The sequence below is a fragment of the Dactylosporangium sp. NPDC049140 genome, from assembly GCF_040648435.1.
The window spans coordinates 175,885-200,475 of sequence record NZ_JBEZDS010000003.1 but is presented as its reverse complement, the minus strand read 5'-3'; the positions used below and the strand labels follow the sequence as shown (position 1 = coordinate 200,475).

Here is a 24,591-nt window from a genome sequence, read left to right as displayed (position 1 = left end):
GGGCCCGGCCTCACCCGGGATGGTGGGCGGGCTCGGGCGCGCCCGTGTCCAGCGGTACGGCCGATCCGGGCACGAGCCCGAGCTGGATGCCCGGGCGCGATGAGGCCGCGGTGAACAGCCAGTCGGCCGCGGTGCGCAGCCGGTTCGCGGGCAGCGCGGAGAGGTGGTAGGCGCGGGTGACCGCCCGCGCGATCGGTCCGGACAGCGGGATGTGCAATGGGTTGGCCACGGCCTGCCAGCCACCGAGGTCGACGACGAAACCGAGGTCGCGGTGGCGGTACCGCCGCAGCCGCCCGATCCCGTAGGAAGCGGCGATGTTGTCCGCCACGAACTTGCCCTGGCGCACGGCGTGCTGGGCGGTCGTCGGCGTGTAACGGCCCGGGTTGTACAGGTCCGGGACCGCGGCACCGTCGCCGCACGCGTACACGTCGGGGAAGCCCAGCACCCGCAGGTGCGCGTCGACGCAGACGCGGCCGTGCTCGGTGGGCAGCCCGGCGTCCTCGACGAGCGGGTCGGGCCGCACGCCCACGCACCAGACGAGCGTGCGCGAGCACACGTCGCGCCCGTCGGTGAGCGTCACGCCCTCGGCCGTCGCCTCCCGGACCGAGGTACCGAGCCGCACGTCGATGCCGCGGCGGCGCAGCACCCGCTCGGCGGAGGACGCCATGCCCACGTCCATGCCGGGCAGTACCTGCGGGGCGGTGTCCAGCAGCAGCCAGCACGGCGGCGTGTCGCGCACCCGCGGGTGCCGCCCCGCGATGTCGGCGGTGAGCAGCTGCCCCTGGGCGGCGACCTCGACACCGGTGTACCCGGCGCCGACGACCACGAACGTCATCCGCGCCTGCCGCTCGGCCTGGTCCTCGGCGGCGTCGGCGAGCTCGACCTGGCGGATGAGGTGGTCGCGCAGGTACAGCGCCTCGGGGATGCCGCGGAAGCCGTGCGCGTGGTCGGCGACGCCCGGGATGGGCAGCAGCTTCGTGACGCTGCCGGCGGCGAGGACGAGCCGGTGGTACCCGAGCGTGCCCCCGTCGCCCTCCGGGCCGGTGTAGTGGATCGTGCGCGCGTGCGGGTCGATACCGTCGGCCTGGCCGAGCACCAGCCGCACGCCGGGGAGAGTGTCCTGCAGCGGTACGCTCACGTCCCGCGGGTCGAGGGCGCCGCCGGCCACCTCGGGCAACAACGGCAGGTACAGGAAGTAGTCGGTCGGGTTGACCACCACGACCTCGGCCGCGTCACCGGCCCGGCGCAGCAACGTCCGGGCCGCGTGGTACCCGGCGAACCCCGCCCCGACGACGACGATGCGGGGGCGCGCCACGTCAGCGGCCCCCGAGCGCCTGGGCCAGCTCCGCCTTGTTCATCGCCGAGCGCCCCTTGATGTCGCGGCGCTGGGCCTCGGCGTAGAGCTCGTCGCGCGAGCGCTCGGCCCGCGGCTGGTTGCGCACCGACTTGGTCGCGGTGCGCGGCTTGTTGGAGGACTTCATGGTCCGGGTCGGCTTGCCCAGCTCCTGCCAGCTCGTCTCGGTCATCTCCACGCCGTGACGCTTCGCGGCCCGCTTGATGCGCTTGAACGCCTCGGCACGCTCCTCGTCACTGGCGTCGCGCACCTGGTCGAACCGCGCGATCGCGTTGCGCACGTGGGAGGCGTCGTTGAGCGGCTCCTTGCGCAGCCGCGGAAACGCGAACGTGCTGTCGGACATCGAGTTCCGCTCACCGGCGTCAAGCTGGCCGGAACGCTTCCTGTTTGCAGCCATGCGTATCGCTTACCCGCGTTGCGCCCGACTATTCGGCCGCACCACCGTGCACGGTCCGTGCATTGTCATGCGCACACCGTGCACTCGTACGCGCGAGCCGAACACTCCGGTGCGCGAGCAGTGCAGCCCCGCGCGCGCTTGTGCGCGACCCCGTGCAGTCTCGTGCGCGACCTGTGCGGACTCGTGTGCGACCTGCGCAGCATTGTGTCCGAGCACGCAGCGTTGTGTCCGAGCCGCGCAGTTTTGCCGCCGCGGGGTGTGTGTTGGCCGGCGGCGGCGAACGGCCGCCTGGGCCTAGCGGTGTGTGTGCACCGTTTCGGCCCGGCTCGGCGCGTTCGAGTCGCCGGCCTTGTTCTACCAAGGGGTTGAGGTCAGGTTTCCCGGTGGCCGGGGTGGCCGTCGTGAGGCTTGTCCGCCTCGGACGCGGGCTGCTTCGGGTGCGGATCGGACGGCGGCGCCGAGCCGGGGCGGCGTGGCTGCTGAGGTCCCATGACTGGGCCGACTACCCCGTTGTCGATATCGTCAAGCATTCTGCCGGCTGAACTCCATCACCCAGTTTGACTCCCAGGTCGCCCCGCCGTCGGCCGAGAACTCCTGCTCCCACCGGGCCGAGTCCGGCGTGATGTCCGACCAGATGAAGTGGGCGCGGATCGGCCGGCCCTCGTGGGTGTCGTCGCCGTAGAAGTCGCCCCGGCCGTCCTTGAAGGTGCCGACAACCGGCGGGAACAGCGTGCCCGTGCGGCTGCTCGCCCAGTATATCGACCACGTCTTGCGCTCCACGTCGAACAGGCGCAGCGTCAGGCCGCTGCTGCCCAGCGTCGGGAACGCGATCTCGTCGATGTTGCCGCCGTGGTCCAGGGCCGGGCGGCACGTCGCAACGCCGGGGAACTCGTGCCAGTCGTCGGCGCCGGCGAACAGGGTGCCCAGGCGGCGGTTGGTGACGTGCCAGGAGCCGAAGAGGAAGTCGAAGTCGTTCATGACGTCATCCTCGCCGCGTACCCCTGACATCTTCTGTCAGACTCTGCTGCGTGCGCGCGAGCCGGCTCGTCTCCCTGTTGTTGCTGCTGCAGAACCGCGGCCGGATGAGCGCCACCCGGCTCGCCGCCGAGCTCGGGGTCACGCCCCGGACCGTGTACCGCGACGTCGACGCGCTGGCCGCGGCCGGCGTGCCGATCTACGCCGAGCACGGGCCCGACGGCGGGTACGCGCTCATGGACGGGTACCGCACCCGCCTCACGGGTCTGACCGCCGACGAGGCCGAGTCGCTGTTCCTGACGGGCATGCGCGGGCCGGCGGCCGAGCTCGGCCTGGGCGCACAGGTCGCCGCGGCCGAGCTCAAGCTCATGGCGGCGCTGCCCACACCGTACCGCGACGCCTCCCTGCGCATCCGCCAGCGTTTCCATCTCGACGCGCCCGGGTGGTACCGCGAGCCCGACGCCGTACCGCACCTCACGGCGGTCGCGGAGGCGCTGTGGCAGGACCGGCGCATCGAGATCCGGTACCGCCGCTGGAGCCCCGAGCCGGCCGAGGTGACCCGCCGCCTGCGCCCGCTCGGCCTGGTACTCAAGGCCGGCGTCTGGTACCTGGTCGCGATCAGTAAGAGGCCGCAGACGTACCGTGTCGCCTCGATCCGTTCCCTGCGCACGCTGCCGGACACGTTCACCCGCCCCGACGGCTTCGAACTCGCCGAGTTCTGGCGCACGCACGTCGAGCGCTACGAGCGCGCCGACGCCGCCGACGCGGCCGTGGTGCGCCTCTCCCCCGCCGGCCTCGCGGCCCTGCCCGAGGTCCTCGGCCCGCGCGCCACCCGTCAGGCCCGCGCAAGCCTGGGCGCGCCGGGCCCGGACGGCTGGCGGGAGGCGACGGTACCGCTGGAAAGCCTCGCCCACGCCGCCGCCGGCCTGCTGCGGCTGGGCCCCGAGGCACGGGTCGTGGGGCCGCCGGAGCTGGTCGAGCACATGGCCGGGACCATCGCCGCGATGGCCGAGCTGTACCGCTGAGGCCCGTTTCGGCGCGGTCGAGGGGGTACTGGACGGGCCATGGAGACTTCCGCGACGTTCATCGGCACCGCGACCGTCCTGCTCCGGCTCGGCTCGTTCACGCTGCTCACCGACCCCAACTTCCTGCACCGGGGGCAGCGCGCCTATCTCGGGCACGGGCTGTGGAGCCGCCGGCTGACCGAGCCCGCGCTCGGCCCCGGCGACCTGCCCCCGCTGGACGGCATCGTGCTGTCGCACCTGCACGGCGACCACTTCGACCGTGTCGCCCGGCGGCGGCTCCCCCGCGACGTGCCGGTGCTGACCACGGTCGCGGCCGCGCGGCAACTGCGCCGGTGGCACTTCGACGACGCCGTCGGGCTGAGCCCGTGGACCGACGTGGTGCTGCACCGCGGCGATGAGACGCTGCGCATCACCGCGGTCCCGGCCCGCCACGGGCCGACGGGCCTGCACCTGGCGCTGCCGCCGACCATCGGCACCATCCTGGACTGGGAGGTCGGCGGGGCGCGCCGGCTGCGGCTGTACGTCAGCGGCGACACCCGCTTCAACCGGCGCGTCCTGCGCGACATCCCCCGCCGCTTCCCCGGCGTCGACACGGCGCTGCTGCACCTGGGCGGCACCCGCATCCTGGGCGCGCTGGTCACCATGGACGCCCGCGACGGCGTGGCGCTGGCGAACCTGATCCAGCCCGACCGCGTTATCCCGATCCACTACGACGACTACGGCGTGTTCCGCGACCCGCTGTCGAACTTCCTGCAGCCGACCGTCACGGCGCACATGGCGGCCACGGTGACCCCGATCCTGCGCGGCGAGACGGTGAGCCTCGCCCCGGCCGAGGCCCTGACCCACATCAGCTGATCAGAAGACCTCAGCGACGGTCGCGGGCCAGACGCTCGAGCGCCGGCAGCGCGGCGGCGATCAGCGCCTCGTCGTCCGCGCTCATGTCGCTCATCAGGGCCGCCAGGTGCCCGGCCCGCACCGCGCGGCGGTTCTCGAGCAGGGCGACGCCGGCCGGCGTGACCTCGATCAGCACGACGCGGCGGTCGGTCGGCTCGGCGGCCCGCACGACCATGCCCTCCCGCTCTAGGCGCTGGACGAGCTGGGTCATGGCGGGCTGGCTCACTCCCTCGGCGGCGGCGAGGTCGGTCAGCTTGCGCGGGCCCTCCTGCTGCAGCCGCCAGATGGTGGAGGCGGCGGTCAGGCTGATGTCGTTGGGCGGGTTGCCCTGCCGCAGCACGCTGAAGACGCGCTCGACGGCCACCGTCAAACGCGCGGGGTCGAGGCCGGTTCGCGACGCCATCATCCCCACATTGGAACACGCCGAGGTCAGGCCGGTTCGCGAAGCTCCCGCACGGCGCGCTCGGAGCCGGCGGTACTCCCGCAAAGCGCGCAAGTTCTTGCGCCGCCAGCGACGGTTCTTGCTGGACCAGGTACGCTGAGCCCGTGGCGACGAGGCTCTCCGAGGTGGCGAAGTACGCGGGGTACAGCGAGGCGACGGTCAGCCGCGTGCTGCGCGACGTGCCGGGCATCGGGGCGGACACGCGCAACGCGGTGCTCACCGCGCTCGACGTGCTGGGCTACCAGCGCCCGACCCGGCACCGGCGGGAGCTGGGCAGCCTGGTCGGCATGGTGCTGCCCGACCTGCACAACCCGATCTTCCCGGCCTACGCGGAGGCGATGGCCGGGGCCCTGGTCCGCCAGAAGCTGATCCCCGTGTTGTGTACCCGTACCGCCGACGGCGTGTCCGAGGCGCACTACATCGAGATGCTGCTGGCCCGCAAGGTCGCCGGGATCATCTTCGTCGGGGCCAGCTACGTCGACGCCGGGCTCGAGCAGACCAAGGCGCTGCGGGCCCGCCGGCTGCCGATCGTGCTCATCAACGAGGCCGACGAGAACCTCGGGGTACCGCGGGTCGCCGTCGACGACGCGGTCGCGGTCGACCTCGCCGTGACCCACCTGCGCGACCTGGGCCACCAGCGGATCGGGCTGATCGTCGGGCCGCGCGGCCACGTGCCGTCGGAGCGCAAGCTCGCCGAGTTCCGCCGGCTGGCCGGGGACGGCGGCCTCGTGTCGCACACCATGTTCTCCATCGCCGGCGGCCAGACCGCGGTCGCCCCGCTGCTCGAGGCCGGCGCCACCGCCGTGGTCTGCGCCAGCGACACCCTCGCGCTCGGCGCCATCCGCGGCGCCCGCAAGCAGGGGCTGAAGGTGCCCGGGCAGCTGTCCGTGGTCGGGTTCGACGACTCGGTGTACATGCCGATGATGGACCCGCCGCTGACCACCGTCCGCCAACCGATCGGCGCGATCGGCGTGGCGGCGGTGAACTCCCTGGTCGCGCAGATCGAGCGCCGGCCCGTGCCCCTCGACGAGGAGCTGTTCGAGCCCGAGCTGATCGTCCGGTCGTCCACCGCCGCCGCCCCGCAACCGCTTGCGATCTAGACGATCTTTTTTGCGCTCATCAGGGTCAGCGTGTCGACGACCCGGTTGGCGAAGCCCCACTCGTTGTCGTACCAGCCGACGACCTTCACATGCCGCCCGTCGACCCTGGTCAGCGCCGAGTCGAAGATGCACGACGCCGGATCGCCGACGATGTCGCTGCTGACGATCGGCTCGGAACAGTACGACAGGATGCCCTTCAGCGGTCCCTCGGCCGCCTCCCGGTAGGCGTCGAGCACCGCGTCGCGCGTCACCTCGAGCTCGACGGTCGCGTTGAGCTCGACCAGCGAGCCGACCGGCACCGGCACCCGGATCGAGTCGCCGGAGAGCCGCCCGGCCAGGCCCGGCAGGACGAGGCCGATCGCCTTCGCGGCGCCGGTCGTGGTCGGCACGATGTTGACCCCGGCGGCGCGGGCCCGGCGCGGGTCGCGGTGCGGGCCGTCCTGCAGGTTCTGTTCCTGGGTGTACGCGTGCACGGTGGTCATGAACCCGTGTTCGATCCCGGCCAGCCCGTCGAGCACGGCGGCCAGCGGGGCGAGCGCGTTGGTGGTGCAGGAGGCGTTCGAGACGATCGTGTGGCGGTACGGGTCGTACGTCTCGGTGTTCACGCCGTACGCGAGGGTCACGTCCGCCCCGGCCGACGGCGCCCCCACGAGGACCCGCTCGGCGCCGGCGTCCAGGTGCGCGCGCGCCGCGTCGGCGGCGGTGAACCGGCCGGTGGACTCGAGCACGATGTCGACCCCGAGCTCGGCCCAGGGCAGCTTGCCCGGCTCGCGCTCGGCGAGCGCCCGGATGCGCCGGCCGTCGACGACCAGCTCGTCCCCCTCGGCCGCGACGGGGCGCCCGAGCCGCCCGAGAGTGGTGTCGTACTTCAGCAGCTGCGCGAGGGCCGCCGGCGCGGCGAGGTCGTTGACGGCGACGACCTCGAGCTCGCTGCCCCGCTCGACGATCGCGCGCAGCACGCTCCGCCCGATGCGACCGAACCCGTTAATGGCAATTCGTCCAGACATGCGACAATCGTCCCCGTTCGCCCGATCAGGCGACAGCGGACGGCTCGCCAGTCTCCGCAAGCATCGCGCCATTCGGGCGGGCGAACGTCTTGCGGTACTCGCTCGGCGACGTGCCCAGGATCCGCTGGAAGTGCAGCCGCAGGTTCGACCCGGTGCCGAGCCCGACCTGCGCCGCGACCTGCTCGACGCCGAGCCCGCTGCGCTCGAGCAGCTCCCGCGCCCGGTCGACGCGGGCGCGCAGGATCCACTGCGTCGGGGTGTACCCGGTCTCCTCCACGAACCGCCGCGAGAGCGTCCGCGCCGACACGTTCGCGTTGCGGGCCAGGTCCTCGAGCGCGAGCGGCTCGCCGAGGCGTTCGAGGGCCCACTGGCGGGTGGCCGCGAAGTGCTCGCCGACCGCCTCGGGCACGCTGCGCGGGATGTACTGCACCTGGCCCCCGCTGCGGTACGGCGCCGCGACGAGCCGCCGGGCCACGACGTTGGCGAGCGCCACCCCGTGGTCGCGGCGCACCAGGTGCAGGCAGAGGTCGATCCCGCTGGCGGCCCCGGCCGACGTGAGCACCTCCCCCTCGTCCACGAAGAGCACGTCCTCGTCGACGAGGATCGCGGGATGGCGGCGGGCCAGCTCCCGCGTGTAGTGCCAGTGCGTCGTGGCCCGCTGCCCGTCGAGCAGCCCGGTCGCGGCGAGCGCGAACGCCCCGGTCGAGATCGCGGCGAGCCGGACCCCGCGCGCGTGGGCCGCGCGCAGGGCGGCCACCACCTCGCCCGGCGGCTCCTCGCGGTCGGGATGGCGGTACCCCGGAATGAAGATCGTGTCGGCGGCGTCGAACGCGTCGAGCCCCTCGGCCACGTGGTACGCGAGCCCGTCCCCGCCGGCCACGAGCCCGGGCGCGGCGCCGCAGACATGCACCTCGTACGGCATGCCCGGCCGGTTGGTGAACACCTGCGCCGGAATGCCGACATCGAGCGGCTTGGCCCCGTCGAGCACGAGCACCACGACGCGGTGGATCCCTCTCACCGGTGCAGCGTCACACGGCCCGTGGCCGCTCCGGAAGTGGCGGGAAAGCCACGGACCGCAAGTTTCTCGCCACGGCCTGCCGTTCCATCGACACACGTCAGCGGAAAGCGCTCTCCCAGGGCGGCCCTTGACGACTGTTCACATCGAAGTAACACTGCTTCTACTTGCTGAGAGCGCTCTCACCGCCCTCGATGCGCCCGGCGAGATCACCCCGAAGGCAGGCAGCCCATGCGCTTAACACCACGTACCGTCCGTCGCCTACTCCCGGCCGCGACGGCATTGACCGTCGTCGCGTTCGGCCTGGCGGGACCCCTCGGGTCGGCCAACGCCGCCGTCACCGGCAACCCGATCACCGGCCCCGGTGGCAAATGCGTCGACATCTCGGGTGACGACACCGGCGTCAACGGCACCGCCGCCCAGTTGTGGGACTGCCAGGCCGCGGCCGCGGACCAGCACTGGACCTGGAGCGGCACCGCGCTGACCACGATCGGCCGGTGTCTCGACGTCACCAGCGGCGGCACCGCGAACGGCACCAAGCTGCAGTTGTGGGACTGCAACGGCACCGGCGCCCAGCAGTGGGCGGCGCAGGCCGACGGCTCGATCAAGAACCCGCAGTCCGGCCGGTGTATCGACTCGCCGAGCGGCGCCACCGCCAACGGGACCCGCCTGCAGATCTGGGACTGCAACGGCACCGGCGCCCAGAAGTTCTCGATCACCACGACGACGCCGCCCACGACGCCGCCCGCGGGGACCTGCCCGACGTACTCGGACACCCCGGACTTCGGCGCGAACGTGCACATCTACGACCACTCGATGAGCGACGCGGCCATCCAGGCGTCGCTGGACTCGGTCTTCAACGCGCAGAAGGACACCCAGACCGCCCAGTTCGCGACCCGCCGCGACGCCCTGGTGTTCAAGCCGAGCACCACTCCGTACGCGGTCGGCGCGAACATCGGCTTCAACACCTCGATCCTCGGCCTCGGCCAGAACCCCGACGATGTGCGCATCAACGGCGCCGTCACGGTCGACGCCTTCAACGCGAGCGACGCCGGCAACGCCACCCAGAACTTCTGGCGCTCCGCCGAGAACCTGTCGGTCAACACCCTCGGCGGCACCAACCGCTGGGCCGTCGCGCAGGCCGCCCCGTACCGGCGCATCCACGTCATCGGCGGGCTCAACCTGTTCCCGGCCAGCTACGGCTGGGCCAGCGGCGGCTACATCTCCGACTCCAAGGTGGACGGCAACGTCGAGTCCGCGTCCCAGCAGCAGTGGTACACCAAGGACAGCACCCTGGGCAGTTGGAGCGGGTCCAACTGGAACATGGTCTTCTCCGGCACCAACGGCGCCCCGGCGAACAACTTCAACACCGCCGCGGCCGGCCCGCGCTTCACGACGCTCGGCACGACACCCGTCTCCCGCGACGTGCCCTACCTCTACATCGACGGCGCCGGCAAGTACCGCGTGTTCCTGCCCTCCCTGCGCACGAACGCCTCCGGGCCGAGCTGGGCCGGCGGGTCGACGCCGGGCACCTCGCTGCCGATGAGCACCTTCTACGTCGCCAAGCCCGGTGACTCCGCCGCGACCATCAACACCGCCCTCGCGAACGGCTGCAACGTCTTCTTCACCCCGGGCGTCTACCACGTCAGCCAGACGCTGCACGTGACCAAGGCCAACACGGTCGTGCTCGGCATCGGCTACCCGACGATCATCCCCGACGGCGGCGTCAACGCGATGGACGTCGCCGACGTCGACGGCGTGCGGCTCAAGGGCCTGCTCTTCGACGCCGGTACCACCAACAGTGACACGCTGCTCAAGGTCGGCCCGGCGAAGACGGCGGTGGCCCACGCGAGCAACCCGACCACGGTCCAGGACGTGTTCTTCCGCATCGGCGGCATGGTTGCCGGCAAGGCCACCAACAGCCTGGTGGTCAACGCCAACAACACGATCATCGACCACACCTGGGCCTGGCGCGCCGACCACGGCAGCGGCATCGGCTGGACGGTGAACACCGCGGACAACGGCCTCACCGTCAACGGCGACAACGTCCTGGCGACGGGTCTGTTCGTCGAGCATTACCAGAAGAACGAGGTGGTCTGGAACGGCGCCAACGGCCGGATCATCTTCTTCCAGAACGAGATGCCCTACGACCCGCCGAACCAGGCGGCCTGGATGAACGGCACGACGCAGGGCTACCCGGCCATCAAGGTGGCCTCGGGGGTCACCACCTTCGAGGCGTGGGGCCTGGGCAGCTACTGCTACTTCAACGTCAACCCGGCCGTCGTCTCGGCCCGGGCGTTCGAGGTTCCCGCGGTCGCCGGCGTCAAGTTCCACGACATGGCGGTCGTCTCCCTCGGCGGCGTCGGCACCATCAGCCACGTCATCAACAACACCGGCGCGGCCGCGAACTCCGGCAACAACAACGTCTACCTGGTCAACTTCCCGTAACCCGCACCCGGCAACGGCGGCCGGCCCGGCGCATCGGGCCGGCCGTCCGCCGGCGCTGTATCGTCGTGGGAACGCACCCGACGACGAGGGAGATCCCGGCCGTGCCGTGGTGGCTGCAAACCCTGATCGGTGTCGGGTTCGCGCTGGTCGTCGTGTGGCTCGCGCTCATCGCCGCGCTGCTCGCCGCCAAGCCGGGCAAGCTCGAGCTGCGCGAGGCGGTACGGCTCCTGCCCGACCTCCTGCGGCTGCTGCGCCGCCTCGCGGGCGACCGCACCCTGCCCCGCGGCGTGCGCGTCCGCCTGTGGCTGCTGCTGGTGTACCTGGCCGTGCCGATCGACCTGATCCCGGACTTCATCCCGGTCCTCGGCTACGCCGACGACGCCATCATCGTGACCGCGGTGCTGCGCTCCACCGTCCGCCGCGCGGGCCTCGACGCCGTTCGCGCGCACTGGCCGGGCACCGACGACGGCTTCGCCGCCATGTGCCGCCTGACGGGCCTGCGCAGCCCCGCCTGACCAAGCCGCAACTCGTCTGAGTCGAGTGTGGGATTCGGCGCGACGCGCTGTGTCCATGTCCGAGCGGCCCCCGTGGCGAGGCACTACCGTACTGCACGACGACCGACTAGCATTGTCGAACGTGCGTTCGAGGGAGGTGAGATGGGCGACCACGCCGCAGAGCAGGCCGCCGTGCTCGCGCTGACGAAGGCGTCTCCTCGCGAGTGGTACCGGACGGCAGCTGTGATCTCGGAGGCCGGCAGCGCACTTCGGCTCCTCGACGGGCACACCAAGACATTGGCCGCACCGAACCAGAAGCTTGCCGACGAACTGCTGGCACGAATCGAGCCCGGCGATCTGGCCTGGGCCCGAGAGCTGATCGAGAGTACGACGGTCAACGGAGTCAAGCTCCTCACCGTCCTCGATCCGCAGTATCCCGTGAACCTTCAGATGATCTACAACAAGCCGCCGTTCATCTGGGTCAAGGGCGACTTGCGCGAGAGCGACTTCCGCGCGATCGCCGTGGTCGGCACGCGAGACGCGTCACCGGACGGCCTGCGCCGATCCGCACGCCTGTCCCGCGATCTCGCGAGTGCCGGGGTGACCGTTCTGTCCGGCCTGGCCCGAGGGATCGATACTGCCGCCCACTCGGCGGCGCTCGAGGTCGATCGCGGCAGAACCGTCGCGGTGGTGGGGCACGGCATCCTGAAGCCCACCTACCCCGGTGAGAATCGCCGCCTGGCCGAGGAGATCAGCGGCCGGGGGGCGCTGGTGTCGCAGTTCTGGCCGGACGCGCCGCCCCGTCAGGTCCACTTTCCCATGCGCAACGTCGTCATGAGCGGAATGGCAATGGGAACCGTCGTCATCGAGGCCTCGTCGACCAGCGGCGCCAAGATGCAGGCTCGGCTGGCCTTGGAGCACGGGAAGCGCCTCTTCCTGCTGGAGTCGCTGGTCGACTCCCAGGAGTGGGCAAGGCGCTATGCCGAGCGGCCGGGAGTCCTGGTGGTACGACGGCTCGATGATGTCCTGGACGTGCTGGTGAAGCTCGCGTCTGAGCCGGAGCAGCTGACCCTGCGTTTCTAGACCTCACGGATGAGGTATGACCGCCGCCGAGGACTTCACAGACCCCTACATCGCCGCCTTCCGGCGGGTGCCGCCGGCAGGCACCGGCATATGCTCGGTGTGCCAGCGCGGCGTCCACTCGTATGACCAGCTGTGTTACAGCTGCAAGGTGACGACTCGCCAGGTGGTCTTCCCCGTGGCCGAGACCCTGCCGATCTCGTTCTACGAGGTGCCCGACCAGCTCTGGAGCGTCCTGCGGAACTACAAGGACGGCAGGCATCCTCAAGTCAGGCGGCACCTCGGGGCCGTTGTCGCGGCAACGCTCGCGCGTTTCCTGGCCTCCCACTGGGCCTGCGTCACCGGGTTGGTCAATGGCGAGCCCACGGTCGTGACCACGGTGCCGAGCACCAGCGGCCGAACCGGGGTGCACCCACTCGTGACGGCCGTACACCGGGTAGCGATCCTCAGGCCGCTGTACCGCGAGCTGCTCGCGGTCGGTGACGCGCGGATCGAGCGCCTCCGCGCCACCGACCGCGGCTTCGTCACCGTCGACGACCTCTCGGACCAACGCGTCCTCCTGGTCGAGGACACGTTCACCAGTGGTGCGCGAACGCAAAGTGCCGCGTCGGCCCTGCGACGCGGCGGCGCGCAGTCGGTGGGCGTCCTGGCGGTGGGGCGAGTGGTCGACCAGACCCATTGCGGTGACTGCGAGCGTGTCTGGCGCTATGCCATCGCGGAGCCGTTCCGGTTCGACGCATGCTGCCGATGCACCACCGACGAGTGCCCGGCGGCCTGACTCGTGCGGGACGTGGAGACGCCGCGGCGCCGGCAACCTGGGCCGCCGGCGCCGTCGGCGTTCAGAGGGCGAGCCAGGCGCACCCGTCCGCCGGGAGCAGCCCGCCCACGAGCGGCTCGCTCGTCAGCAGGAGCTCCGTGTGGGCCGGCAGGCGCGCCGGGGTCGTGGTGAAGTTCGCGACGCACGCGAAGTCTTCGCCGCGGCGGAAGGACAGGACGCCGTCGTCGCTCGTGAGCCACGTGATGGACTCCGGCAGGGTGACCAGGCGCTCGCCGCGGATGGCCAGCGCCTCGCGGTACAGCCGCAGCATCGAGGACGCGTCGGGCTCCTGGGACTCGACCGTCCGGGTCGACCAGGCCGGCGGCTGTGGCAGCCACGGCGGTGCGGAGCCCGGCGGGGAGAAGCCGAACGGCGGCTCGGCGCCCGACCAGGGCAGCGGCACGCGGCAGCCGTCGCGGCCGCGGTCGGTGTGCTCCGAGCGTTCCCACGTCGGGTCCTGGATGCGGTCCTGGGGGATGTCCTCCACCTCGGCCAGACCCAGCTCGTCGCCCTGGTAGACGTACACGCCGCCGGGCAGGGACAGGGTCAGCAGGGCCGCGGCTCGGGCCCGGCGGTAACCCAGGGCCGGGTCGGTGAACGCGCCGTGGCGGCGGTTGCCCAGGTCGAACGTCGTGTCCTCGCGGCCGTAGCGGGTCACGTGGCGGATCGTGTCGTGGTTGGACAGGACCCAGGTGGGCGGGGCGCCGACCAGGCGGTGGGTGTCGAGGGTGTCGTCGATCGTCTTGCGGATCGCGTTGGGCTCCCAGGCGCAGCACAGGAACTCGAAGTTGAACGCCGAGTGCAGCTCGTCCGGGCGCAGGTACCGCACGAACTGCGCCGTCGTCGGCAGCCAGACCTCCCCCACGAAGACGCGCGGGTCTTCGTACGAGTCGGCGATGCGCCGCCACGCGCGGTAGATCTCGTGGACGCCCTCGTGGTCCTGGTAGGGCAGGTCGGCCGGGTCCGGGACGGCGCCCACGTCGGGCAGGCCCGGGGTCTTCATGAGGCCGTGGGCGACGTCGATGCGGAAGCCGTCCACGCCGCGGTCGAACCAGAACCGCAGCACGTCCTCGAACTCGGCCCGCACGCCGGCGTGCTCCCAGTTGAGCTCCGGCTGCTGCGGGGCGAACATGTGCAGGTACCACTCGCCGTCGGCGACCCGGGTCCAGGCCGGGCCGCCGAAGTACGAGCGCCAGTCGTTCGGCGGCCGCTCCCCCGACGGGCCGCGGCCGGGGCGGAACCAGAAGCGCTCCCGGGCCGGGTCGCCGGGCGGCGCGGCCAGCGCCGCCCGGAACCACGGATGCGCGTCCGAGCAGTGGTTCGGCACGAGGTCGACGAGCACCCGCAGGCCCTGCTCGTGCGCCTCGGCCAGGAACCGCTCGGCGTCGGCGAGGGTGCCGAAGAGCGGGTCGATGTCGCGGTAGTCGGCGACGTCGTAGCCGCCGTCGGCCATCGGGGAGACGTTCCACGGCGTCAGCCAGAGCGCGTCGACGCCCAGGTCCCGCAGGTACGGCAGCCGCGACCGGAGGCCGGCGAGGTCGCCGACGCCGTCTCCGTCCCCGTCGGCGAAGCTGCGCAGGTAGATCTGGTAGATGGCGGCGGTCCGCCACCAGCCGTTGCCAGCCATGGAAGTGCACTCCCCAGAGTTGTGATTTACCAGCCCGAGTTGCCCGGGCCGCGGGTGATCGGGTAACCGCCCGGGTTGTTGAGGCCGCCCGATGCGGCTCCGGTGACGGTCACGTAGTTGGCGGTCATGGCGCCGGTGACGTTGTAGACGTCGATGCCCCAGGTGCCGGCGCCGGCGATGGTGACGTGGTCCAGCAGCAGGTTGCCGATGCGGTGGCCGTAGCTGAGCAGCACCGCCTGGTAGGTGCTGTCGGCGATGGTGTTGTTCGAGACGGTCACCGGGGTGGTGATGTCGGACTGGTCGGCGAAGACCCACAGCGCGCCGAGGTTCGTCGCCCAGTTCGGCTCGTAGCCGCCGGTGCGGGTGAGGGTGTTGCGGGTGACGGTGGTCGGGCCGCTGAACGGGATGCCGAAGCGGCTGCTGACGGCGATCCCGGCCGAGCCGGTCACGGTGTCCGACAGGAGGTTGTCGGCGACGACGTTGCCGTTGCCGCCGTAGACGCCGACCGCGTTGGCCAGCAGCGGCGTCTGCACCGTGTCGAACGTGAACGACGAGTTCGTCACGGCCGTGCCCTCGGAGAACATGGCCAGGGCGTCGTCGCCGGTGTTGCGCACGGCCGACTGGTCGACCCGGGTGTTCTGCACGTTGGCGTGCAGGTTGACGCCGTCGGCGAACGTGCCGGCGATGCGGATCCCGGCGGCGTAGAGCCCGTTGGTGCCGGAGTCGATCCACATGCCGACCTTGGTGTGCTCGATGCGCACGTCGAACAGCAGCGAGCCGGTGCCGAAGTTGCCCTCGATGCCGGTGTCGAAGTTCGCGTCGTCGCGGTACGTGACGTCGCCGGCGATGGTCAGGTCGGCGACGGTGACCCCGGAGCCGGTGGCGAAGAGCCCGCCCTTGCCGTTGCGGCCCTTCACGGTGGTGTACCACTGCCCGGCGCCCCGCACGGCGACGCCCGCGAGGTTGATCCGGCTCGTGATGTCGAAGGTGCCGGCCGGGATCCACACGCCCTTGCCGGCCGACCGGGCGGCCGAGACCGCGCTGTTGAAAGCATTTGTGTCGTCGGTACCGTCGCCGGAGGTCGCCCCGTAGTTGCCGATCGGCACGAAGTTCGCCGGCATGGTGTAGGCGGCCGCGGCCTGCTCGGCGTCGACGACGTCGATGGTGTACGAGCTCGCCGTGTCGGTCGCGTCCTTCTGCAGCTTCAGGACGGTGCCGGCGGGCCAGTCGCCGATGGTGGCGCGGACCTCGTCGAAGAAATGGTGCGCGGAGCCCTGCGCCGGGTCGTTCGTGTAGGGGTAGGCGCCGTACACCCACGAGTACCGCGCGGTGAGCGTGATGTCCTTGACGTGCGTGCCGTTCGCGTACAGCGAGATCGGCGCGGCGCCGCCGTCCGGGATGGAGTACCGGACCGTGAGGGCGTTGGCCGGCTTCGTCAGCGTGAACTGCACGTACTGGCCGGTGCCGGTGAGCTGGACGGCCTGGCGGCCGGTGGCCTCGCTCGCCATCGTGAGATAGGTGCGGCTGGCGGCGAGCTTCGTGCCGTTGGTGGTGGCGTCGGCGGCGCGGTACTCGGTGTAGGGCAGCGTCGCCCCGCGCGCGGCGAGGGCCACGCCGCCGGTGACGCCGACCGAGTCGATGTCGACCCCGCCGGTGTCGCCGCTGTCGACCTGCCAGCCGATCAGGTTGAGCCCGGCCCGCAGGGTCACCGTCTGGGTGGCGGTGAGCGCGCCCGACCCGGCCGGCAGGCTCACCTGGGCGGCCTTGATGCCGTTGATGTACTGCGAGAGCGTCCGCGCCGCCCCGGTCGTGTTGCGGTATTGCAGCGAGACCGTGCGCGAGCCGGCGGCCGGAGCGTTCACGGACACGATGACGCGGGCGCCGACGGTCGTGAAGCCGGTGAGGTACCCGCCCGTGACGCTCGGGCCGCCGGAGAAGAAGGCGGTCTCGGCCTCGAAGGCGCCGGGCGTCGGCGGGGTGGGCGCCTCTGCGACGGTCAGATTGTCCAGGTTGACGTTGCCGGAGTCGGTGGAGTCGAACCTGTACGCCACGGTGTTGCTCGCGGCCGTCAGCGACACGGACTCGGTCGCCGTCGCCCACGTGTCCCAGTTCGCGGTCGCCGGCAGGGAGATCTGGCGCAGCCTGGCCCCGTTGACGTACAGCGACAGGGTCATCGCCGCACCGGTGCCGTTGGCGTACCGCAGCGTCAGCGACGACGTCGCCGGCACCGTGAACGTGGTCGCCGCGTTGCCCTTGTTGGCGTCGGTGTACCCGCCGACGAACCCGGTACCGGTGTATCCGCTGTGGTCGGTGGCCACGGCGGCCCCGCCGGACAGGGCCGCGGACTCGGCCTCCAGCCCGCTCGAGGCCGCGCTCGACACCGTGACGCTGTCGAGGTTGACGTTGCCGGAGTCGGTGCTGTCGAAGCGGTACGCCACCGCGTTGCTCGCCCCGGTGAGCGAAACGGGCTCGGTGGCCGTCGCCCAGGTGTCCCAGTTCGCGGTGGCGGCGAGGGTGATCTGGCGCAGCTTCACGCCGCCGACGTACAGCGACAGGGTCTTGGCGGAGCCCGTGCCGTTGGCGTACCGCAGCGCGAGCTGGTTGCCGGCGGCGACGGTGAACGTGGTGGCGGCGTTGCCCTTGTTGCCGTCGGTGTACCCGCCGACGAACCCGGTGCCGGTGTATCCACTGTGGTCGGTGGCGACGGCGGCACCGCCGGCCAGGGCCGCGGACTCGGCCTGGTAGGTGGCGGTGGCCGCGTCGGCGGGGCGGGCGACGAGGGCGATGGCGGCGCCCACGATGACGGTGGCGGTGGCGGCCGCCACGGCGATCAGTCGTCGTTGCATGGGGTGTCCTCCCTTCGGTTAGTGCGCGTAGACCTCGAGCTCGGACAGCTGCGCGGCCGGCCAGCCGGTGTTGCCGGTGAAGGTCAGCGTGATGGTGCGCAGCGTGGTGGGCGGGAAGGTGATGGTGACCGCGTTGCCGGTGGCGGGGTCGAGCGTGTAGCCGGCGGCCGGCACCACGCCGTCGACGGCGATCGTCTCCGTGCGGGCGCCCCAGTTCGCGGGCAGCTTGAGCACGAGCCGGTCGACGGTGCGGGAGTCGCCGAGGTCGAGCGTGACGGTCTGCGGGAAGGCATTGTTGGCCGACTCGAAGTAGGTGCCGGGGTCGCCGTCGACCAGGTTGGCCGGGGTGAGCCAGGACAGCGCCTGCGAGCTCGACGTGATCTGCTGGCCGAGCGCGAGGTTGCCGTCGGGGTCGAAGCCGACACCGCGGACGGCGACCACGTAGGGCCCGGCCGGCGAGGTGCTGTCGATGGTCAGCCGGTCCGCGTAGACGCCGGCGTGGCCGGGGTCGAAGGTGACGGTCACCGTGCACGAGCCGCCGACGGGAATGCTCTGGCAAGGGCCGGTCGCGGTGTACCCGGCCGGAGCCCGCAGCGCGCGGACGGCGATCGGGTCCGGGCCGGGGTTGGTGATGGTGAACGTCCTCGACCCGGCGGTGTGCAGGGCCTGGTTGCCGAAGTCGAGGCGGTCGGCGCTCAGCCGCAGTGCCCCGGCGGGCGGGAAGCCGCAGCGGGTGGCGGTCCAGCCGAGGTTCCCGGGGCCGCGGTCGAGGACGAAGCCGCTCCCGCAGTCGTAGGACCCGGCGGTCGCGACGACCCACGACAGGCGGGCCGAGCCGGGCGCCTGCAGCTGCAGGGCGAACGTGCCGGGCCGCACGATGGCGACCCGGTCGAGGCGCACGTTGTCGATGCGCTGCCCGAAGAACTGCACGGCGGCGAACGGGCTGTCCACGATGGACACGTCGTGCACGTCGATCGCGCCGGTCATCGGGGCGTCCGCGGCGTAGAACCACAGCGCCGCGACCTCCTCCGGCGGGTTCGGCACCAGGTTCCCGGTGCGCAGCAGCACATTGCGGGCGATGGTGGTGGTGCCGGCGAGCGGGACGGCGCCGAAGCGGTTGCCGACGTGGATGCCGCCGCCCTGGGTCACGGTGTCGGCGGCGACGCTGTCGGTGACCGCGTTGTCCCGGCCGCCGTAGATCGCGAACCCGTTGGCCAGCAGGGGCGCGATCACGGTGTCGTGCACGAACGCGTTGTCGTGGTCGGCGTTGGCGTCGGACCACATGGCGAGCCCGTCGTCGCCGGTGTTGCGCACGAACGTGTCGCGGATGACGGTGTGCGCGACACCGTTGTGCAGGTTCACGCCGTCCGCCATGGTGTCCTGGATGCGGGCGTGGCTGACGGTGAGCCCGTCGCTGGGGCCGTCGAACCACATGCCGACCTTGGTGTGCTCGATCCAGACGTCGTCCACCGTGGACCCGCCGCCCATCGTGCCGCCGAGCCCGCTGTCCGAGGTGGAGTCGTCGCGGACCGTGGTGTCCCCGGCGATCGCGAAGCCGGCCAGGTGCACGGCCGCGCTACCGGTGCCGAAGATCCCGGCGCCGGCGCCGCGCAGCACGGTGTGCCACGGCCCGGCCCCGCGGACGGTCACGTTGTTCACGGTCAGGTGCTGCTGGACGCGGTAGGAGCCGGCCGGGATCCACACGCCCCGGCCCTGCTGCGAGCCGGCGTCGAGGGCGGCCTGGATTGCGGGGCCGGCGTCGGCGGCGCCGCTCGGGTCGGCGCCGAAGTCGGCGGCGCTGAGGAAGCCGGCCGGGGCCGCGGCGGGCGGGCCGGCGAGCTCGAAGTCGGCGAGGTCGACGACGACCGGCGCGGTGGCGGTGAACCGGACGCGAGAGCCGGCGGGCAGGGTGCGGCCGAGCCGGGCGTGGACGTCGTCGAAGTAGTGGTGCTCGCCGCCGTCGGCCGGGTTGTTCGTGAACGGGTAGTTGCCGTACACGTGCGAGTAGCGGGCGGTCAGGCCCAGCTCGGCCCCGGTCGACACGCGCAGCTTCGAGTCGGCGCTGCCGTCGGGGACCGAGTAGCGCACGTTCACCGCGTCGGCGCGGGCCCTGAGCGTGAACTCGACCCACTGCCCGGCGCGCAGGGCGACCGCGCGGCGGCCCGAGGCCTCGGCGGCGAGCTGGGTGAAGGCGACCGAGGGGCCGACGCGAGCGCCGTCGGTGGCCGCGGACTCGGCCTCGTAGGTGGTGAACGGAACCTCGGCGCCCGGCGGGCTGACCGCGGCGGAGGCCGGGACGGGGTACAGCATGACGGCAGCGAAGATCGCCGCCGCAACCAAGCGACGTGACATGGGAGACTTCAGCCCTTCAGGCTGCCGGTGGTGAGGCCGGACATGATGTTCTTCTGGAAGATGAGGAAGAACACGACGGTCGGGACGGCGGCGATGACGGCGCCGGCGATGACGACGTTCTGGGTGAGCCCTTGCGAGAAGGCGTAGATGCCGACGTTGACGGTCCGGTGGTCGGCCGAGGGCTCCACCAGCAGCGGCCACAGGAAGTCCTTCCAGATGGCCGTGACCGAGAAGATGGACACGACGCCGAGGATCGGCCGGGAGATCGGCAGCACGATCGACCACAGCGTGCGCAGCGGGCCGGCGCCGTCGATGGCGGCCGCGGCCATGAGGTCCTGCGGGATCGAGTCGAAGAACCGCTTGAGCAGGAAGATGTTGAAGGCGTTGGTGACCGCGGGCAGCCAGATCGCCCACGGCGAGTCGACCATGTTCCAGTGCACCAGCGGCAGGTCGATGACGGTGACGTACTGCGGGATCACCAGCACCGTCGAGGGGATCATGAGCGTGGCCAGCATGAGCCCCAGCAGGCCGTTGCCGAACACCGGGCGCAGCTTGGAGAACGCGTAGGCGGCGGCCACGTCGAAGACCAGCTGGAAGGCGAGGGCTCCGAACGCGTACCAGACCGTGTTGAGCAGCAGCCGGCCGAGGCTCAGGGCGGTCCAGGCCTCGGCGTAGTTGCCGGGCCGCGGGTCCTGCGGGAACAGCGTCGGCGGGACCTGGGCCACCTCCGGGCCGGACTTCAGCGCGCCGGTCACCATCCAGTACAGCGGGCCGGTGAACACGACGGTGAAGAGCACCACGACGAGCACGACGATCGCCCAGTAGGCGCGGCGCGCGGCCGGGCGCCGCAGCCGGGCCGGGGAGATCAGGGTGCGGGCGGCGGTGTCCATGGGGTACCCCTCAATCCTGCTTCGGGCTCAGCCGCGCGTAGGCGACCGAGAAGCCGGCCAGGACGACCATCAGCATGACGCCGAGGGCGGCGGCGCCGTTGAGGTCGTTCTGCTTGAACGCGTGCTGGTACATCAGGTAGACCACCGACGTCGCCGAGTCCTCGACGCCGGCCCCGCCGGCCAGGATCAACGGCTCGATGAACACCTGCATGGTCGCCACGACCTGCAGCAGGAACATCAGCGACAGGATGAGCCGGGTCTGCGGCACGGTGACGTGCCACAGCCGCCGCAGCACGCCGGCCCCGTCGAGCTCGGCCGCCTCGTACAGCTCCCCGGGGATGCTCTGCAGCGCCGCGAGGTACACCAGGATCGAGCTGCCGACGTTCATCCAGGTGGAGGCGATGACCAGCGACGGCTGGGTCATCGTGGTCGACTGCACCCACTGCGAGGTGGGCAGGTGCACGGCCTGCAGCAGGTAGTTGAAGATGCCGCCGGCGCCCGGATCGTAGGCGTAGCGGAACAGCAGCAGGGCCGACGCGGGCGGGAGCATCACCGGCAGGTACACCAGGGCCCGCAGGTAGCCGCGGGCGTGGCGCAGCTCGTTGAGCAGCACGGCGATGAAGAACGGCAGCGCGTACCCCACGATCAGGGCCAGCACGGTGAACATCGCGGTGTTGCGCCACGCCGCGGCGAAGCTGGGATCGTGCCAGAGGCGCACGTAGTTGTCCGTGCCGACCCAGGTGGTGACCCCGCGCCGGGTGCGCTGGAAGCTCATCACGAACTCGCGGACCATCGGGTACCACGAGAAGAACGCGAAGCACACCACCGCCCCGGCGAGGAAGCCGTGCCCGGTCAGGTTGTGCACGAGGCGCCGTTGCCAGAGCCCCTGGGCCTTCGGGATGGCGCGGGCCGGTCGCACCGCGCCTTCGAGCCGGACCGCGCCGTCCACTCAGGCCTCCTGGGACAGGATCGTGTTGACCTTCTGCTCGGCCGTGGCCAGCAGGCCGTTGATGTCGGCGCCGGGCTGGGTGAGCACGGCGGACATGGCGGCGTCGAGCACGGCGTAGATCGCCTGCGCCCGGCCCGGTTCGGCCTTGATGGTCACCGGGCTGTTGGCGTACGGCGCGTAGTCGGCCAGGTTCAGGTTGCTGTTGGCCTTCTTGAGCTCGTCGTCCTGCTTCTGCACGTCGCTGCCGGGCGTCCAGATGAGCGGCTCGGGCAGGCCGACGGGCACCCCCATGCCCTTCTGGGCGACGTAGTTGAAGTCGCCCTGGCCGGGCGTGAGCTTCTCGAACGTCACCCACTGCAGGCCGGCCTTGATCTGGGCCGGGGTGAGGCCCTTCTTGAAGAAGTACCCGGAGCCGCCGCCGAGCGTGGACTTGGCCGGCCCGCCGTCGCCGGGCATCGGGCCGATCGCCCAGTCCTCGTACGTGCCCTTGAACTGGGTGACGATGGCCTTGATCGTGTCGGGGGCGCCGATGTACATGCCGACCTTGCCGGCGCCGGCGTTGGTGAGCAGGTCGGCCCACTGCAGCAGCTGCTTCTCCCCGACGCTGTTGTCGGTGAACCGCATGTCGTGGAGGTTCTGCAGCACCGCCTTGCCCTCGGCGGTGTTGAACGCGGCCTTCTTGCCGTCGGCGCTGACGACCGAGCCGCCGCGGGAGTACAGCGCCGCCGAGAAGTGCCAGCCGCCGGTGTTGCCCGCGCTGTACTCCTGGTAGCCCGCGATGCCGTTGCCCAGCGCGCTGATCTTCCTGGCCGCCGCGGCGACCTCCTGCCAGGTCGCCGGCGGCTTGCTCGGGTCGAGGCCGGCCTGCTGGAACAGCTTCTTGTTGACGACGAGGCCGAGGCCGTAGCCGGCGTAGCCGAGGCCGTAGGCCTTCCCGTTCTCGACGAACGGGTCCTTGATGGCCGGCAGCAGCTTGTCCCAGTTCGGCACCGTGTCGGCGGTGATGTACTTCGTGATGTCCTCGGCCGCGTCGGCGTCCAGGACCTGGTCCAGGTCGGTCATGTACCCGTAGAACAGGTCGGCCTGCGTGCCGCCCTGCAGCCGCGCGGTGAAGTCCGCCGGGTTGTTGCACTGGCTGCCGACGGAGACGGTCTTCACGGTGACGCCGGGGTGGGCCTTCTGGAACGCGGCGACGTCGTCGTTCCACAGCTGCAACGACTTGCCGCCGTTGTCGGTCTTCTGGGGCGGGCAGTCCACGACGATCGTCGTCGGACCCCCGGCGGAGGCGTCGTCCTTGCTGTCACCGCACGCGGCGAGCGAGGCCGCGAGCGCGACGACGAGCGCCACGCGGAGTGCTTTTATCGACATCTATCAATCCCTTCAGGCGGACGGGATGCGGGGAAGGATTGTGTTTCGTTTCGGTGTCGCAGACAGTACGACCGCCCGCGCTAGAAGTCCAGAGTTTGTTGCAAAAACTCGACAAGGACGGCGGGCCGTCAATGCGGCTTTCCATTGCCCTGGGCCAGCGTTTGTGCAGGTAGTTCGCGCGCCATCCGGCCTCGCCGCAACCATTCCCGATGGCAAGCGCCGTCGCCTTCTTGCGCAATTTTTGCGGCCATGATCGCAAGCCATTGCACACGAAAAACGGCGGCGAGGTTGACCCTCGCCGCCGTTTCCTGACAACCGTGCTCAGCCGGGCCAGTAGCCCGTCGCGCGCCGCACGCCGACCGCGCCGGCCCGGTCCACCGCGGCCCTCACGACCGCGAAGATGGCACCCTGCAGCGCCGCCGCGAGCAGGATCTCGCCCCAGCCGCGCTCCTCGTCGGTGGCGTTGGGCACGTCGTCGTCGTGCCCGGCGGCCTTCCACACCTGCTTGAAGACCAGCCCGGCGGCGGCCCCGGCCGCGGCGCCGAGCAGGATCCCGACCGGCTTGTAGGCCAGCTTCGCCATCTTTCCACTCATCGATGCCTCCCACAGGGTCCCGGGGACCGGTTGCCCGGCCCGTGACCCGGCCAAACGCGGCGGCCGCTCAGAGGATCGGCTTGCCCCCCGTGACCGGGACGACCGCGCCGGAGATGTAGCTGCCCGCGTCGGCGGCGAGCAGCACGTAGACCGGCGCCACCTCGGCGGGCTGGCCCGGCCGGCCGAGCGGGGTGTTCTCCCCGAACTCCGCGACCTGCTCCGGCGGCATCGTCGACGGGATGAGCGGGGTCCAGATCGGCCCCGGCGCGACCGCGTTCACGCGGATGCCGCGCCCGCCCAGCATCTGGGCCAGGCCCGCGGTGAAGTTCGCGATGGCCCCCTTCGTGGTGGCGTACGGCAGCAGCGCCGGCTTCGGCATGTCGTAGTTCACCGAGCTCGTGTTGATGATGGCCGCCCCCTCCGCCAGGTTCGGCAGCGCGGCCTTCACGAGCCGGAACATGGCGTGGATGTTGATGTCGAAGGTCCGCGTCCACTCCTCGTCGCTGATCTCCTCGACGCTCTCGTGGCTCATCTGGTATGCCGCGTTGTTGACCAGCACGTCGATGCGCCCGAACTCCTGCACGGCCGCGCTCACCACGGCCTCGCACGTCGCCCGGTCGGCAAGGTCGCCCGGCACCAGGACGGCCTTGCGGCCCTCGGCCTCGACGTACCTCGCCGTGTCGCGCGCGTCGTCGTGCTCGTCGAGGTAGGAGATGAGCACGTCGGCGCCCTCGCGCGCGTAGGCGATCGCGACCGCGCGGCCGATACCGCTGTCGCCACCGGTGATGACGGCCGCCTTGCCGTTGAGCCGGCCGCTGCCGCGGTAGGTCTCCTCGCCGTGGTCGGGCTTGTTGACCATCGCGCCGAGGGTGCCCGGTGGCTGTTGCTGAGGTTCGGACATGCCGCGACCGTTACCC

Annotated in this window: 21 protein-coding genes; 7 read left to right on the top strand and 14 right to left on the bottom strand. The window is 71.5% G+C overall.

Features of this window, described 5'->3' with window-relative positions; translation table 11 throughout:
- Nucleotides 1–10 precede the first annotated feature (10 nt).
- The 3 genes from AB0B76_RS07180 to AB0B76_RS07170 all read right to left on the bottom strand — a co-directional run bounded on the left by AB0B76_RS07180 (nt 11) and on the right by AB0B76_RS07170 (nt 2,729).
- Nucleotides 11–1,315 (bottom strand): NAD(P)/FAD-dependent oxidoreductase, encoded by a 1,305-nt coding sequence (locus AB0B76_RS07180; protein WP_360370751.1) that lies wholly within the window; start codon nt 1,313–1,315, stop codon nt 11–13.
- 1 nt (nt 1,316) lies between these two features.
- Complete coding sequence (locus AB0B76_RS07175) at nt 1,317–1,751, bottom strand: DUF6582 domain-containing protein (protein WP_360370748.1); 435 nt, start codon at nt 1,749–1,751, stop codon at nt 1,317–1,319.
- 522 nt (nt 1,752–2,273) lie between these two features.
- Nucleotides 2,274–2,729 carry a hypothetical protein gene (locus AB0B76_RS07170; RefSeq protein WP_360370746.1) on the bottom strand — a complete coding sequence of 152 codons (456 nt, stop codon included), beginning with the start codon at nt 2,727–2,729 and terminating at the stop codon, nt 2,274–2,276.
- Between the two features lie 50 nt (nt 2,730–2,779).
- Between AB0B76_RS07170 and AB0B76_RS07165 the strand changes: the two genes are divergently transcribed.
- Together AB0B76_RS07165 and AB0B76_RS07160 are read left to right on the top strand one after the other, a co-directional pair.
- Nucleotides 2,780–3,751, top strand: coding sequence for a WYL domain-containing protein (locus tag AB0B76_RS07165; RefSeq protein WP_360370743.1), 972 nt, complete (start codon nt 2,780–2,782; stop codon nt 3,749–3,751).
- 39 nt (nt 3,752–3,790) lie between these two features.
- Nucleotides 3,791–4,606: an MBL fold metallo-hydrolase gene (locus AB0B76_RS07160; protein ID WP_360370740.1), complete on the top strand. Its 816-nt coding sequence runs from the start codon at nt 3,791–3,793 to the stop codon at nt 4,604–4,606.
- A 10-nt stretch (nt 4,607–4,616) separates the two neighbouring features.
- Here AB0B76_RS07160 and AB0B76_RS07155 read toward each other — a convergent pair whose 3' ends face one another.
- On the bottom strand, nt 4,617–5,051 hold the full coding sequence (locus AB0B76_RS07155; RefSeq protein ID WP_360370737.1) for a MarR family transcriptional regulator: 435 nt from the start codon (nt 5,049–5,051) through the stop codon (nt 4,617–4,619).
- Nucleotides 5,052–5,191: 140 nt separating this feature from the next.
- On the opposite strand from AB0B76_RS07155, the gene AB0B76_RS07150 reads away from it, so the two are divergent.
- Nucleotides 5,192–6,187: a LacI family DNA-binding transcriptional regulator gene (locus AB0B76_RS07150; RefSeq protein ID WP_360370734.1), complete on the top strand. Its 996-nt coding sequence runs from the start codon at nt 5,192–5,194 to the stop codon at nt 6,185–6,187.
- Here AB0B76_RS07150 and gap read toward each other — a convergent pair.
- Complete coding sequence (gap, locus tag AB0B76_RS07145; RefSeq protein ID WP_360370731.1) at nt 6,184–7,194, bottom strand: type I glyceraldehyde-3-phosphate dehydrogenase; 1,011 nt, start codon at nt 7,192–7,194, stop codon at nt 6,184–6,186. The two genes, AB0B76_RS07150 and gap, sit on opposite strands and share 4 nt — an antisense overlap.
- Nucleotides 7,195–7,219: 25 nt before the next feature.
- Complete coding sequence (locus AB0B76_RS07140) at nt 7,220–8,212, bottom strand: helix-turn-helix domain-containing protein (protein WP_360370728.1); 993 nt, start codon at nt 8,210–8,212, stop codon at nt 7,220–7,222.
- Nucleotides 8,213–8,440: 228 nt separating this feature from the next.
- Between AB0B76_RS07140 and AB0B76_RS07135 the strand changes: the two genes are divergently transcribed.
- From AB0B76_RS07135 to AB0B76_RS07120, 4 genes are all read left to right on the top strand, one after another.
- Nucleotides 8,441–10,657: a ricin-type beta-trefoil lectin domain protein gene (locus AB0B76_RS07135; RefSeq protein WP_360370725.1), complete on the top strand. Its 2,217-nt coding sequence runs from the start codon at nt 8,441–8,443 to the stop codon at nt 10,655–10,657.
- 65 nt (nt 10,658–10,722) lie between these two features.
- Nucleotides 10,723–11,172 (top strand): YkvA family protein, encoded by a 450-nt coding sequence (locus AB0B76_RS07130; RefSeq protein WP_360370722.1) that lies wholly within the window; start codon nt 10,723–10,725, stop codon nt 11,170–11,172.
- 141 nt (nt 11,173–11,313) lie between these two features.
- Nucleotides 11,314–12,234 carry a DNA-processing protein DprA gene (locus AB0B76_RS07125; protein ID WP_360370719.1) on the top strand — a complete coding sequence of 307 codons (921 nt, stop codon included), beginning with the start codon at nt 11,314–11,316 and terminating at the stop codon, nt 12,232–12,234.
- Nucleotides 12,235–12,250: 16 nt separating this feature from the next.
- Complete coding sequence (locus AB0B76_RS07120) at nt 12,251–13,009, top strand: hypothetical protein (protein WP_360370716.1); 759 nt, start codon at nt 12,251–12,253, stop codon at nt 13,007–13,009.
- A gap of 61 nt (nt 13,010–13,070) precedes the next feature.
- On the opposite strand, the gene AB0B76_RS07115 is transcribed toward AB0B76_RS07120, so the two are convergent.
- The 8 genes from AB0B76_RS07115 to AB0B76_RS07080 all read right to left on the bottom strand — a co-directional run bounded on the left by AB0B76_RS07115 (nt 13,071) and on the right by AB0B76_RS07080 (nt 24,575).
- Nucleotides 13,071–14,675 carry a glycoside hydrolase family 13 protein gene (locus AB0B76_RS07115; protein ID WP_360370713.1) on the bottom strand — a complete coding sequence of 535 codons (1,605 nt, stop codon included), beginning with the start codon at nt 14,673–14,675 and terminating at the stop codon, nt 13,071–13,073.
- Between the two features lie 26 nt (nt 14,676–14,701).
- Entirely contained in the window at nt 14,702–17,521 is a 2,820-nt protein-coding gene (locus AB0B76_RS07110) for a carbohydrate-binding protein (protein WP_360370710.1), read from the bottom strand.
- Between the two features lie 18 nt (nt 17,522–17,539).
- Complete coding sequence (locus AB0B76_RS07105) at nt 17,540–19,831, bottom strand: choice-of-anchor D domain-containing protein (protein ID WP_360370707.1); 2,292 nt, start codon at nt 19,829–19,831, stop codon at nt 17,540–17,542.
- 50 nt (nt 19,832–19,881) lie between these two features.
- Nucleotides 19,882–20,763: a carbohydrate ABC transporter permease gene (locus AB0B76_RS07100; RefSeq protein WP_360370704.1), complete on the bottom strand. Its 882-nt coding sequence runs from the start codon at nt 20,761–20,763 to the stop codon at nt 19,882–19,884.
- 10 nt (nt 20,764–20,773) lie between these two features.
- A complete protein-coding gene (locus tag AB0B76_RS07095; protein ID WP_360371639.1) occupies nt 20,774–21,682 on the bottom strand; it encodes a sugar ABC transporter permease in 909 nt (302 codons plus the stop codon).
- A 30-nt stretch (nt 21,683–21,712) separates the two neighbouring features.
- Nucleotides 21,713–23,080 carry an extracellular solute-binding protein gene (locus AB0B76_RS07090; RefSeq protein WP_360370701.1) on the bottom strand — a complete coding sequence of 456 codons (1,368 nt, stop codon included), beginning with the start codon at nt 23,078–23,080 and terminating at the stop codon, nt 21,713–21,715.
- A 321-nt stretch (nt 23,081–23,401) separates the two neighbouring features.
- Complete coding sequence (locus AB0B76_RS07085; RefSeq protein WP_360370698.1) at nt 23,402–23,674, bottom strand: DUF4235 domain-containing protein; 273 nt, start codon at nt 23,672–23,674, stop codon at nt 23,402–23,404.
- Nucleotides 23,675–23,741: 67 nt separating this feature from the next.
- On the bottom strand, nt 23,742–24,575 hold the full coding sequence (locus tag AB0B76_RS07080) for an SDR family oxidoreductase (RefSeq protein ID WP_360370695.1): 834 nt from the start codon (nt 24,573–24,575) through the stop codon (nt 23,742–23,744).
- Nucleotides 24,576–24,591: the final 16 nt, after the last annotated feature.